This is a genomic window from Methanobacteriaceae archaeon, from assembly GCA_029219465.1.
Lineage (GTDB): Archaea > Methanobacteriota > Methanobacteria > Methanobacteriales > Methanobacteriaceae > Methanocatella.
Genome location: JAQXTL010000002.1, coordinates 54,845 through 68,056 on the forward strand (window position 1 = coordinate 54,845; position 13,212 = coordinate 68,056).

At 31.4% G+C, this 13,212-nt stretch carries 15 protein-coding genes and 1 pseudogene; 10 read left to right on the top strand and 6 right to left on the bottom strand.

Features of this window, described 5'->3' with window-relative positions:
• Window positions 1–202 precede the first annotated feature (202 nt).
• Window positions 203–1,342, top strand: a complete 1,140-nt coding sequence (locus PUD86_00355) for an adhesin (protein ID MDD6775737.1) — start codon at window positions 203–205, stop codon at window positions 1,340–1,342.
• A gap of 15 nt (window positions 1,343–1,357) precedes the next feature.
• Window positions 1,358–2,041, top strand: a complete 684-nt coding sequence (locus PUD86_00360; GenBank protein ID MDD6775738.1) for an MIP family channel protein — start codon at window positions 1,358–1,360, stop codon at window positions 2,039–2,041.
• A 21-nt stretch (window positions 2,042–2,062) separates the two neighbouring features.
• Here PUD86_00360 and PUD86_00365 read toward each other — a convergent pair whose 3' ends face one another.
• Entirely contained in the window at window positions 2,063–2,755 is a 693-nt protein-coding gene (locus PUD86_00365) for a nitroreductase family protein (protein ID MDD6775739.1), read from the bottom strand.
• A gap of 76 nt (window positions 2,756–2,831) precedes the next feature.
• Here PUD86_00365 and pyrH point away from each other — a divergent pair, with 76 nt between their 5' ends.
• From pyrH to PUD86_00390, 5 genes are read left to right on the top strand one after another with little or no spacing between them, the layout of a single operon-like run.
• On the top strand, window positions 2,832–3,509 hold the full coding sequence (gene pyrH, locus PUD86_00370) for a UMP kinase (GenBank protein ID MDD6775740.1): 678 nt from the start codon (window positions 2,832–2,834) through the stop codon (window positions 3,507–3,509).
• A gap of 8 nt (window positions 3,510–3,517) precedes the next feature.
• Complete coding sequence (locus PUD86_00375; GenBank protein ID MDD6775741.1) at window positions 3,518–4,306, top strand: TatD family hydrolase; 789 nt, start codon at window positions 3,518–3,520, stop codon at window positions 4,304–4,306.
• Window positions 4,307–4,318: 12 nt separating this feature from the next.
• A complete protein-coding gene (locus tag PUD86_00380) occupies window positions 4,319–4,510 on the top strand; it encodes a DUF2116 family Zn-ribbon domain-containing protein (protein MDD6775742.1) in 192 nt (63 codons plus the stop codon).
• Between the two features lie 7 nt (window positions 4,511–4,517).
• Complete coding sequence (locus PUD86_00385) at window positions 4,518–4,841, top strand: heavy metal-binding domain-containing protein (protein ID MDD6775743.1); 324 nt, start codon at window positions 4,518–4,520, stop codon at window positions 4,839–4,841.
• Window position 4,842: 1 nt separating this feature from the next.
• Complete coding sequence (locus PUD86_00390; protein ID MDD6775744.1) at window positions 4,843–5,688, top strand: hypothetical protein; 846 nt, start codon at window positions 4,843–4,845, stop codon at window positions 5,686–5,688.
• 9 nt (window positions 5,689–5,697) lie between these two features.
• On the opposite strand, the gene PUD86_00395 is transcribed toward PUD86_00390, so the two are convergent.
• Window positions 5,698–6,057 carry a hypothetical protein gene (locus tag PUD86_00395; protein ID MDD6775745.1) on the bottom strand — a complete coding sequence of 120 codons (360 nt, stop codon included), beginning with the start codon at window positions 6,055–6,057 and terminating at the stop codon, window positions 5,698–5,700.
• 9 nt (window positions 6,058–6,066) lie between these two features.
• A complete protein-coding gene (locus PUD86_00400) occupies window positions 6,067–6,876 on the bottom strand; it encodes a sulfite exporter TauE/SafE family protein (GenBank protein ID MDD6775746.1) in 810 nt (269 codons plus the stop codon).
• A gap of 41 nt (window positions 6,877–6,917) precedes the next feature.
• Here PUD86_00400 and PUD86_00405 point away from each other — a divergent pair, with 41 nt between their 5' ends.
• Genes PUD86_00405 through PUD86_00415 form a run of 3 tightly spaced genes read left to right on the top strand, consistent with a single transcriptional unit; the run spans window position 6,918 to window position 10,855 of the window.
• Window positions 6,918–7,976, top strand: coding sequence for a hypothetical protein (locus tag PUD86_00405; protein MDD6775747.1), 1,059 nt, complete (start codon window positions 6,918–6,920; stop codon window positions 7,974–7,976).
• A 40-nt stretch (window positions 7,977–8,016) separates the two neighbouring features.
• Window positions 8,017–8,907 carry a DMT family transporter gene (locus PUD86_00410; GenBank protein ID MDD6775748.1) on the top strand — a complete coding sequence of 297 codons (891 nt, stop codon included), beginning with the start codon at window positions 8,017–8,019 and terminating at the stop codon, window positions 8,905–8,907.
• Window positions 8,908–8,953: 46 nt separating this feature from the next.
• Window positions 8,954–10,855, top strand: coding sequence for a glycosyltransferase family protein (locus PUD86_00415; protein ID MDD6775749.1), 1,902 nt, complete (start codon window positions 8,954–8,956; stop codon window positions 10,853–10,855).
• 72 nt (window positions 10,856–10,927) lie between these two features.
• Here PUD86_00415 and PUD86_00420 read toward each other — a convergent pair.
• The 3 genes and pseudogenes from PUD86_00420 to PUD86_00430 form a co-directional block, all read right to left on the bottom strand.
• Window positions 10,928–11,836, bottom strand: a pseudogene (locus PUD86_00420) (transcription initiation factor IIB).
• A 74-nt stretch (window positions 11,837–11,910) separates the two neighbouring features.
• Window positions 11,911–12,213, bottom strand: coding sequence for a Gar1/Naf1 family protein (locus tag PUD86_00425; GenBank protein ID MDD6775750.1), 303 nt, complete (start codon window positions 12,211–12,213; stop codon window positions 11,911–11,913).
• Window positions 12,214–12,310: 97 nt separating this feature from the next.
• Window positions 12,311–13,054, bottom strand: coding sequence for an RraA family protein (locus PUD86_00430; GenBank protein ID MDD6775751.1), 744 nt, complete (start codon window positions 13,052–13,054; stop codon window positions 12,311–12,313).
• Window positions 13,055–13,212 lie beyond the last annotated feature (158 nt).

Below are 13,212 nucleotides of genomic sequence, written 5' to 3' on the forward strand. Positions count from 1 at the left end.
ACTGAAAATAAAAGATAATCTCTTTAAATCCTCAAAAAGTCTATTAACCAGTAATTTATTTAAATTTTATGCAAAAAAGACATTAAAATTAATGCAATTAAAAAATAATTAAATTATAACGAAATTTAATATTATTAACATGAAAAAATATTTTATTAATAAAGTTGATAAATAAAGATATTAGTAACAGAGGATTGAAACAATGAAAAAACAAATCGCAATTATACTAATGATTCTGTTAATAAGTGCCCCGATAATACAGGGAGTAAGTGCATCAAAAACAGTATTTATTACCTCTGATAATATCGTGGACAAAGAAACAGATACAGATATGTTAAACTCTATTAAACAGTATATTGAAGAAATAAGTAATAGAGAAATTCAAGTAATCGTTGATAATCAAGCTCCTTCACCAGGAGAGGGCTGGAGATCAATAGCTGTAACAAGTGATGTAAGTATTAACATAGCTGCATCAGATGCTGCAAACTACATACAACTTGCATCTGCAGCAGCTACAGGAAGTAAACAGATTATTTTTATTAATATTGGAGATTACGACTTAGATAATCATTCTAACTTCTTAAGAAGAGCATGGGACGATAATTACTCAAATGAGTCTCTTGCAGGATTACGTGACCCAGGAACATTACTTATAAATTCCGGAATCCAATATATCCAACTTGCAAAAGATTATCCTCAAAATGTCGGCGATAACGGTATTTTAGAAAAATATGATGAGGATATGAACCGTGATATTGCACAAAGAATTGTAAATATGATTAACAATTACAATAACGAGACTCCAAAAGAACTAAGTGAGAAGTTAATTGTAACAAATAAGATATCGCCAAAAGGAATGGCAGATGCAAGTAAAATGCTTGTTGAAAGTGGTGATAAAGAAATGAAAGGACCATACGGTTCATATACAACTCCACAATTACTTTATCAAACCAGTTCTTATCTTAATGGAAATGGAATAGACATTCCTAAAAGCTACGAAGAACCAGAAGATCCACTTGGAGTTTCAGTCTTAACAAAAGACACATACAGTGTTTATGACTATTTCAAAATGGGTGGAATTGTTAAAAATTACATGGATGAAAATGGAAGAGCACCTGATTCAATCGAGTATGAAGGAGCACGTATAAGCTACTATGATTTAACATATAATTTTGCAAAAATTGTACAAAACCATACTGACACACAACACATGGGCTTTGAAAGTGAATACCACTTCGATAAAGTTAATGATTCAATATTATTACACTTATTACCATTTGTTTTAATATTTGTAGTACTAATCTTGGCATACCTATTTATGAAAAGAATTAGAATAATATAAAAAGGTGACAAAAAAATGAAAAGATACATCTCAGAATTAATCGGAACAATGGTCCTTGTATTGTTTGGTTGCGGAAGCGCAGCAATTGCAGGATCAGTGTTAGGTAATGTCGGTATTGCATTAGCATTTGGTTTATCCATTGTAGCTATGGCATACGTAATTGGAGACATCTCTGGATGTCACATCAACCCTGCTGTTTCAATCGGTATGTGGATTGATGGAAGATTAGAAACAAAAGACTTAGTTATGTACATTGTTTTCCAATGTATTGGAGCAATTATTGGTATTGGTCTTTTAGCAGTCATCATTAACTCTGCACCAACTCTCGGAGGCTACACAGCAACCGGACTTGGTCAAAACGGATTTGGCGCTGCATCCAGCGTTGGATTAAATGTAACTGGTGCAATCATTGTTGAAATTATTTTAACATTTGTATTTGTATTTACAGTCCTTGGAGTTACTAAAAAAGCAGAAAATGGTGCAGTTGCAGGTATTGTAATTGGTTTAACACTTGCATTCGTACACATTATGGGAATCCCATTAACTGGAACTTCAGTTAACCCAGCACGTAGTATTGCACCAGCATTATTCATTGGTGGACAAGCTCTCCAACAAGTTTGGGTATTTATTGTAGCACCAATTATCGGAGCAATCATTGCAGGTACCTTATTCAAAGGTTTAACCTCAGAGGATAACTAAATCCTCTATTTTTTTCTTTTTTTAAATTTTAATACTTCCTATGTAAGTATATCCCTTAAGTTCATCAAAATTATCTTTAATTTTAAATTCGAATGTGTTTTCATTAGCTATATACATATGACTAATAGCTATTCCCATATCAATAGGATTCCATCTTTTAAGAAGCTGTCTTTTAATAATATTCTGTTTAACCTGATAGACATCAAAACCATCCACAGTATGCTTAAAATACCATGGCTGTGAGTTCATTGCAGACGGAGCAAGCTGTGCTGGAATTAATGACTCATCGACTTCATCAGAGATTTTAGATAAATTATTTCTTTTAAATTCATCTAAAATTCTTGTCATATCATCAGATTTTCCAAATGAAATAAGAATTACAAATTCAGAGTCCTTCTTTTTAGGTGATCCAAGTCCTAACCAGCAACTACCAATACCCTGACTTTGAAGATAAAGACAAAGCTGTTGGAATATAAAACCAGCATTTACCATGTAATTTTCTTTTATCTCACTATATATTGCCAAATAATATGGTGCTTTAAAATGCATTTTACTGCTAACTTCATTTTGTTTTAAAAATTCATAACGATATTTAATATCCTCATTTAAAGGTTTTACATTACTCATAAATTCGTCAATTAAATCCAAATTAACAGGTTCATCTAGATATTTACGGCACGATTTTCTGAGATATATTTGTTCTTCTAATTTCACTAAACCACCATTTTAAGTTGATATTTATTAAGATTTAAATAATATCTATAAAATATACTATATATAAGGTGAATATATGAAAATTGTAATAGCAATCGGAGGATCAATTTTACTTAAAGAATATGATTGTAAAAAATTCCAAGAATATAGTGCTATTTTAAAAGATTTAGCAAAAGAACACAAATTATTCGTCGTTGTAGGTGGTGGAAAACCAGCTAGGGAATATATTGGCGTAGTTCGTGACTTAGGTGCTGGTGAAGCACAATGCGATGACATTGGAATTGAAGTAACAAGAATTAATGCTAAGTTAATGTTAACTGCACTTGGAGATGCTGCGTATCAAAGAGTACCTCACAATTTCCAAGAAGCATTAGAATTCTCAGCTACTGGAAAAATAATTGTAATGGGTGGAACTGAACCTGCACACAGTACTGATGCAGTATCTGCAATTTTAGCAGAATATATTCAAGCAGACAAGCTCATTAACTTAACTTCAGTAGATGGAATGTATACTAAAGATCCAAATAAATTCGATGATGCAGAACTTGTTCCTGAAATTACTGCAACTGATTTACTTGAATTCTTAAGCGGTAAAGATGTAAAAGCAGGAACTTACGAATTCTTTGACACAACTGCAGTTCAAATGATTAAAAGATCAAACTTAGAAACCGTAATTACCAATGGTTTTGAACCTGAAAACTTAATCAAAGCAGTTAATGGTGAAACCGTAGGAACTAAAGTTATCAATGAATAGGTGATTTTGTGGATAATCTTGTTGATATTGGCCTTAATTTAATGCATTCTTCATTTAAAAAAGATAGAATCGAAATAATTGAAGAAGCAAAAAAAGTAGGTGTTAATCAATTCATTATCACAGGAACCAATATACAATCAAGCCAAATGGCGGCCCAATATGCATCACAGTATCCTGAAACTTTATTTTCAACATCTGGAGTACATCCACATGATGCAAAAACATGTGATGAGACTACAATGGGTAAAATTGAAAAAATAGCTGAAAATGACTGTGTTGTTGCTATTGGAGAATGCGGTCTTGATTATAACAGAAACTTTTCACCACAAGATGTTCAAAGAAAATGGTTTGAAGCGCAAATCGAAGTCGCAGAAAAGCTAGAAATGCCACTATTCTTACATGAACGTGAAGCACACGAAGATTTATACAACATTTTAAAAAGACATGAAAGTGTTGTTGAAAAATCAGTAGTCCACTGTTTTACAGGAACAAAACAAGAAGCACAGAATTATATTGATTTAGGTTGTTATATTGGTGTTACCGGATGGATTTGTGACATGAAAAGAGGAAAAGACCTTCAAGAAGCAGTTAGTGTAATTCCTCCTGAAAAATTAATGATTGAAACAGATGCACCATTTCTAATACCAAAAAACTTTGACTTTAAACCAAAGAAAAACAGAAATGAACCAAAATATTTACCTCATATTCTTGAAACAATCGCATATTACATGGAGATTGATTCACAAGAACTTAAAAAACAAGTTAGTAAAAATACTAAAAAATTCTTTAAAATTTAAGGAGATGAAAAAATGGCAGTAGAACCTCACAAACATTGTCCAATATGTGGAACCCCAATTCCTTTAAACGAACTTGTATGCTCATCAGATTGTCAAAAAGTCTGGGATGCAAGATTAGCACAAACTAAAAAGACCAGAATGGTCTTATACGCAGTTATTGCACTCTTCTTAATCGTTTGGGCTATAATGAATTTTTATAAATAGTGATATAATGATTTTAACCTCATCAAACACTCTTGTTACAAAAGAGATAATTGAATACAGAGGTTTAGTTACCGGTGAATCACTCATCGGTGCTAATATCTATAAAGATTTATTCTCAGGTGTTCGTGACGTTGTAGGTGGAAGAACATCAAAATATGAAGAAGAATTGAAAAAAGCAAGAGATATAGCTTTAAAAAGTATGGAAGAAAAAGCTGAAAATTTAGGTGCCAATGCAATAATTGGACTTAAAATATCTTACGATAATCTTGGTGGTACTATGGGAAATACAATTCTTGTAACCGCATATGGTACTGCTGTAAAGTGTGAATAAAATGAAACTAGAATGGTCAAAACCTGAAAATTTCAGACAGAAAGTTATATGTATCTTGTTTGGTACTGTTGTAGGTACTATAACATACATGATCTTTTTATATTTGAATCTTGCAATTTTCGGTTGGAATTTAGGATTAGCTGTTGCTCCATTACTCGCAGGATATGCCGAGACCATTCTTGCAGAAAAAATAATGAAAACAGACACTGGAGCAATAAGTGCATTTATCCTTTTTGTAGGGACAACATGCTACAGTTTTATTTTAGTAAACCCATCTCTTGGAGCTAATTTCATCACTTTTGGATCAATTACAGTCATATTACAGGCTGCTTTTCCAACTTTAGTAAATTATATTCTGTTTGGTATAATAATCGGGATTGTATTTTATATTTTAAGATTTATTAAAAGAACAATTGAAAAAATTTATTATATACTTAAAGCCCCCATATACAAATACATTCTTAAAAAACCGCTTGAAGTTAAAACCAAGAAAATTGTAGAATATGATGAAATTAAACATAATGAAGAAATCAATAGCTTAGATTTCATATTTATGACAAGTACTGATGTTTCAGACAAATATCTTATTAACGTCGGACAGTTCCAGTCTACAGTAATCATAGAAAAAGATCCGGAATTGCTTGATTTGGATTTAAAAGAAAGAGAGGTTAATACATTAAATACTCTAAAACAAGGAAAACATGAATGTTTAATCAATTTAACTACCAAAATCAAAGCTGCTGGTGGAAATGGAGTTATTGACCTTGATATCCAGTACAGTTTAATCGGACTTGGTGGTGAAAGTTACCAAATCAGTGCAATGGGAATGGGCGTATATATAAAATAAGTTAAAAAATTAACTTATTTCTTTTAATCTTTTTTTATATTCAGTATTTTTCTTACAATTCATAATAGCTTTTTTTAAAATGTCTATTTCTGCATTGACATTTCCCTGTTTTTGATATATGGCAATTAATGAATCGTATGTTTTTGAAGAATCAGGTAGCGTATAGAGTACCTGCTTATATAAATCAATAGCTTCATCAAATAAACCCTTATTTTCAAGGTATTGTGCCTCATTAATCATATAAGAAATATTTTTAAATTTGGATTCTTTTTTAGGTTTTGTTTTCCCTTTAACATTTCTTAATTTCCCAAAAATATCTTTAGCCATATCTTCATCAAAATTTTTCCCAACTTTCCTATTATCACTCATTAAATCACCTTAAGGTAATATAGATAACATTTTCAATGCCATATATAAAATTACAACAGAAAATATCATTTTTAGCTTTTTTTGAGGAACTTTATGTGCCATTTTCGCACCAACAGAAGCCATTGGTACAGAAAAACATGCAATTAAGACAAAATTGATAATACTTACATATCCAATGGAATATGGAAATGTACTTACTCCAAAACCTGAAATCATGTAAGATATAAATCCTCCAATTGCAGTTAGGCTAATGAATATTGAAGAAGTTCCAATAGCTTCAATTATTGAAAATCCAAGAAGTGCTGTTAGAATTGCAATTAAAAATATTCCTCCACCAACACCTAAAAGTCCTGATGAAAATCCAACACCAAGACCAATAATTCCAATTGTTAACCAGTTAAATGGAATTCTAGCTTCTTCTCTTTCCTTATTGATATTTACAATATTATTAAATGCAATAAATAGCAATAAAAGACCAAATATTATCTCCAATGTTTTTGATGGAAGAACAGATGCAACAAAACCTCCAATAAAACCACCAATTACTCCAAAAATACCCAAACGAAGACCAGGTTTTATAATATTGTCCATAGATCTTGTGTGACGGTAAGCTCCACTGATAGATGTTGGAATAATAATTGCAAGGCTTGTTCCAAATGAAATCAAAATTGCAAGTTCAGGCGCCACACCGATGGATTTAAGTAAGAAAAACTGAAGAGGAGCTATTAAAAATCCACCTCCGACTCCTAAAAGCCCTGATGCAAATCCTGCACATATACCTATTAAAATTAAACCTATAAAATACCAAATTGTAAACATGACATCACTTATTTAAAGTAGTAATATTAAATTATTGGTTAATGAAACTTAATAAAACTATCTTATTTGGATTTTTATTTATCGCTCTTGGAGGATTTGTATTCATTTCAGATATTTTAAATCCAATTATTAGACCAATAACTTATACATTCCTTATGGGTTCATCAAAAGGAAAAGACATTATGTTTTTCGCATTAATGGGAATCTTATTAATCCTATCACAGATAATACCTAGAAAAATTGATGTTACTAAATATTTAAAGATATCTATCGTTATTGGGTCAGTTTTACTCATTTTAGGCAATCTTTTAGAAGTAGTATTTAGATTACAAATGGGAATCAAACTTAACACTGTGTTTTGTTCTATGACTAACACAATGAGTTCTACAAGCATTTTACATACTCACTTGTTAAAGTCCATTTTAGGAGAAGTTATAACTAAAATAATGGGGCCATTCGTACAAAGCAATATTAACACAGGAGTTGGACTATATTCATACGTACCAACTGTTGGTTTTTTAATAATTTTACTAATTCCAGTACTGTTTATTACACTTACATTTGCAAATCAAAAAAGACCATGGCCAACAGCAATACTTCTTTCATTCTTCTCAAGCTGCCTCATTATCGGAGCAATCGATGGAGGATTATGGGGAACACCTGCAATGGTGGGAATAATTGGAATCTGGTACATTTATAGAAACGGATATTACTTAAACGAGTTTATTGCATCAATTCTAAACGATAATAAACTTTTAAAAGAAAATGAAAAGATACCTGCACCTTATCAAAAAGATAAATTAAGCAAAAAAAGATTTATCTTAAACATAGCATTACCAATTCTTGTGATTGTACTAATGTTATTTTTGAGATGTGGTATTGGAATAGCTGGAGCAGAAGTGGACTACTACACAGTCAATATAGAAAATATGAGCGATGATGTTGATTTTGGACACATCCCTATGGAAAAAATAGACAATACTACATACCATGTTACTTCAAACTACAATGAAATGCAGTTACTTAACGATTTAAAAGTACCTCTAAATAATTCCTGCGAATACTATACGGTTTCATGGAACATATTTTCATATTTTTAATTTAGATAAAATTTTATATGAATAATACCAAAGAAAACTTATGAAAAAAATCTATTTAATTTTACCACTTCTTGCAGGAATGATGTTTGGATCTGGAGGAGTATTCGTTCGAACATTAATGGCAAATGGAATTGATTCAACAACACTTCTTTTTTTAAGATTTTCAATAGCAATTCTTCCAATATTAATAGCCATTTTAGTAACTGACAGGAATTTGTTTAAAATATATTTAAAAGACATACCTTTGTTTTTAGTTTGTGCAATGTGTATTGTAGGACTTAACTTATGCTATAATGAGTCAATGGGAAGCATCCCTCTTTCACTGGCAGCAGTTTTATTATCACTTGCACCGATTTACGTTCTTGTAATAGCATATTTTGCATTTAGAGAAAAAATTACAAATAAAAAACTAATCTGTATGGCTCTAGCTATTTTTGGCTGTATTTTAATGACTGGAGTTTTAGAAACTGATTTAAGTAATCTTCCGGTTTACGGAATCATTGCAGGAATTGGTGCGGGGCTGTTTTGGGCAGTTTATCTAATAGCATCTAAAAAATCAATTGAAAATGGAAAACACACATTTACAATCCTAATTTACTCAATTGTTTTTATTTCAATAGGATTAATCCCATTTACCAATTTTGGCCAAATTACACATTTCATTTCACTTAATCCAGTGTTAGTTATAGTGTTTTTAATAATGCACTCAACATTATCATTTGCACTTCCATATATCTTCTCAACTTTAAGTTTAAACTATATAGACTCTGGAATTTCATCAATAATGCTATCAGGAACAGAACCTTTTGCAGCACTCATATTCGGATTGATATTCTACTCAGAAGTTCCAACATTTATGATGTCTTGCGGATTTATATTGACAATAATTGCAATGATGGTGTTAAGTAAAACTGAAAATGTTGAAAATTAATGAATTTTTACAAAAACTTATTAATTTAAAAAATAAACCTTAACATATGATTTTAAGCATTATTATACCTACTTACAATGAAGAAGATTATCTTCCAGTTCTTCTGGATAGTATTAAAGAACAGAATTTTGACGATTATGAAGTTATTGTGGCGGATGCTAATTCAAAAGACCGCACACGTGAAATTGCTGAAGAATACGGTTGTATAGTAGTTGATGGGGGATTACCTGCTGTAGGTAGAAATAATGGTGCTAAAGTTGCAAAAGGAGACATTTTACTTTTCCTTGATTCTGATTTAAAATTAACCGATGATTATCTAAGAGATGTTATCTATGAATTTAAAATGGAAAGGCTTGGAATTGCAATTACTCGTATGAAACCGCTTTCAAACAAAGTTGAAGACAAGCTATTCCACGATTTTGCTAATTACTTCATGATTAGTGTTGAAAAAATTAAACCACATGGTGCAGGATGTTACGGAATAATTGCAAAAAGATCACTGCACGAAGAATGCAATGGATTTGATGAATCATTGACATTTGGAGAAGACACTGATTATATTGAAAGATTAGCTAAAAAAGAACGTTTTAGAGTTTTAAGAAATGCAAAAATTGGTGTTTCAACAAGAAGATTGGAAGAAGAAGGACTTACCACATTAATCAGACAATATGGAAAAAGTACAGTTAATGATTTTTTAGGCAAAAGAACTGAAGCTAGTGACTTAAACTATAACTTTGACCATGGCCGTGAAAAAATTAGTGAAAATAAAATGTCCAAACTTGAAAAAGGTGCAGAGAAGTTAAATAGTATTAGAGAAACTTACGGCGATTCAAAAGAAAAGGCAAGTGAAGTAAAATCCAAATTAATTAGTAGCTCAAAACGTGAAAGAGATAAAAAAGTAGTCTTTTATTGTGTTTGCGGTGAAGGAATGGGTCATGCAATAAGAACTGGAGTAATTGTTGATCAAATAAAAGACGACTATGATGTTTACTTGTTTTCAAGTGACAGAGCTTATGAATATCTTAAATCCAAATTTGACAACGTATACAAGATTGGAGGATTTAATACAGTTTATATCAACAATAAAGTTAATAATTTAAAAACTCTTGCAAGTGCTTTAAAGAGAAATCCTTCAAATATGAAAGCAGGATACGAAACATTGTATAAAAAAGCAAGAAAACTTAAACCAGACGTTATTGTAACTGATTTTGAAATTTACGCAACAGTAGTATCAAAACTTCTCAGTATTCCATTAATCAGCTTAGATAATATTCATATGATTACTCAAACAAAAATTGACTATCCAAAAAAGCATTATGCTGAAATGGTTAAAGCAAAAGGAGTAATCAAAACTTATGTCGTTAAACCAAAAGTACATATCCTTACAAGTTTCTTTTATCCAAGAGTAAGGACTAATAAAAACGCAATTATCTATCCGCCAATTATACGTGAAGATATAATGAAATTAGAACCTACACAGGGCGATCACGTAATTGTATACCAGACAAGTAAAGAAAGTGGACAGTTAGTTCGCAAGTTAAAATCACTTAGTAATGAAAAATTCATTGTTTACGGATTTAACAAAAACGAAGTTGACGGCAATTTGACCTATAAAGAGTTTAATGAAGATGTATTCTACGATGATTTAGCATCATCAAAAGCAGTTATCTCAAATGGAGGATTTACATTCATATCTGAAGCAATATATCTTAAAAAACCTATTTATTCAGTTCCAGCTATTGGAAACTTTGAACAGACATTAAACGGATTTTATGTTGAAAAACTTGGATATGGAGAATACCATGAAACTATGAATGCTGCTAAAGTTAAAAAGTTCCTCTCCAGACTTCCTAAATACCAAAGAAAGCTTGAGACTGTTAAAAAGACAAATAATGATGGAATCATTCGTGAATTGAAATACAGAATCGAAAAGTATTCCAAAAATTAATTTTTAAAAAAAAGTCTGATTAAAAAAGCATTAATAATTGCTCAATTAATCAATAAAATAATTAGAAAGTTACTATAAAGTAACTCCCATTTCTAATTGTTCAGTTAATTCTTTATATCTGTTTCTGATAGTTACTTCAGTAACACCTGCAATTTCAGCAACATCTCTTTGGGTTTTTCTATCACCAAGTAAGACAGATGCGATGTATAATGCAGCTGCTGCTACACCAGTAGGACCTCTTCCTGAAGTTAAACCTTTTTCCATTGCTTTTTCAATAATTTCAATAGCTTTGGATTGTGCTTCACCAGAAAGTCCGAGTTCTGATGCAAATCTAGGAACGTAATCTACTGGAGAAGTTGGTGGCAATTTAATATTTAATTCACGAGTTAAGAACCTGTATGTACGACCTACTTCTTTTTTAGATACTCTAGATACTTCAGCAATTTCATCTAATGTACGTGGAACATTACAACGTCTACATGCAGCATATAATGAAGCAGCTACTACTCCTTCAATACTTCTTCCTCTGATTAATTTGTTGTCCACTGCACTTCTGTAAACTACACTAGCAGCTTCCCTTACACTTCTTGGAAGTCCTAATCTTGAAGAGTCACGGTCAAGTTCACTTAAAGCGAAAGCCAAGTTTCTCTCAGTTGCTCCGGAAATCCTAATTTTCCTTTGCCATTTTCTTAATCTGTACCATTGTGCTCTGTTTCTTGCAGGAATATCACGACCGTAGATATCTTTGTTTCTCCAATCGATCATGGTACTTAAACCTTTATCGTGAATGGTGTAAGTAATTGGAGCACCTACTCTAGTACGTTTATCTCTTTGTTCATGGTCGAATGCTCTCCATTCAGGACCCATATCTACGAGATTTTCATCAATAACTAATCCACATCTTTTACATACAACTTCTGCTCTTTCGTAGTCCCCAACTAATTCAGTTGAACCACATTCAGGACAGACGGTGAGTTCTTTAGAACCTTCTTCACCACCACGTGCATTAGCTCTTTGTGCTCTTCTCCCACGTCTTTCTCTTCTTGGATCTCTATCTACTTTTTGTGTTGTGGTTTGTTCTGGCGTGATCTCATCCTCCTTCTTCTAGTCTTTTTGGATTTTGGTTTTGATACAAATAGTTTCTCACCACATTTTTTCGCAATTTCATCCCTATTAGCAAATCTAAATAATCTAATTGACACATAAGGATGGGCTGTAGGTCCAAAAACATAACCTACTTTACCAATTTTCTTCTTGTTACTATTAAACACTATAGCCCCCGGTGACGGAGTCTTGGTTGTACGAGCTATTAATTTACCTGAGTTTGCAATATGCAAACTTTTACCTAATAATTTCATAAAATCAAATCTGTATCAGTTATATATAATGAAGATGGAGTATATAAACTTATCGATATATTTATATATAAACATTGAATTCTATTTAAATGTTTTACTATTTCTTTTCAAAGACAGCAATTTCTGATAAAGTAGCACCTTGTGAAAGTTTGTTTATAATGTTTAGTTCCTTGATTTTAACACCTAATGCACCAACCATTGTTTTTGCAAATAACTCTTGAGGAATAACGACAACACCACATTCATCCCCAATGAAGAAGTCTCCTGGATTAACTTTAAATCCATTAATGTCCAATGGTTCATTTAAACTGCCTAAACCTAAAGCAGAACCTGCATTAGGACAGAAGTTAGTTGAAAATATTGGGTAATCCATATACAATAAAGCATCAAGATCGCGAGCTGAACCATAAATGACAGTAGCTTTAATACCATTGTCACGAGCACAAATTGAAGCAAGTTCTCCCCATATTGCTTTATCATCATTATCTACTTTGAAAAATAAGATGTCATCTTCCTGTGCTGCATCGATTGCAAGTGCAGAAGTTCCCCAATCATCACTAGTAGTTTCTGCTGTAAAAATTCTTCCATAAACTTTTTGATTGTTGACAGGTTTGATTTCCTGAATAACACCAGATCTTCTGGAAATAGAATTGAATGCATCTGAAACCTGACATGAAGATACATTTTCCAAAAGAGAATGTAAGTGAATATACTGCTTATAGTTATCTCCTCTGAATTTTAAATCATCTACAGTAACACCATCTAAGCATATTTCATCAATATCAACACGTTTGTTCAAATTTTTACTTTTATTTAACATATTCTTCGGATTAACTGACATAACTTCACCAAATTTTCACTTTATGTTATACTTTATATATTAGTTATTCTAATAAATAATAATTGTAGTATTTTAAGAAATACTTAAACATTATTATATACTCAATAGAGTTAATTTACATATCATTATTATTAAATTCATTTATTAATTTATTATAT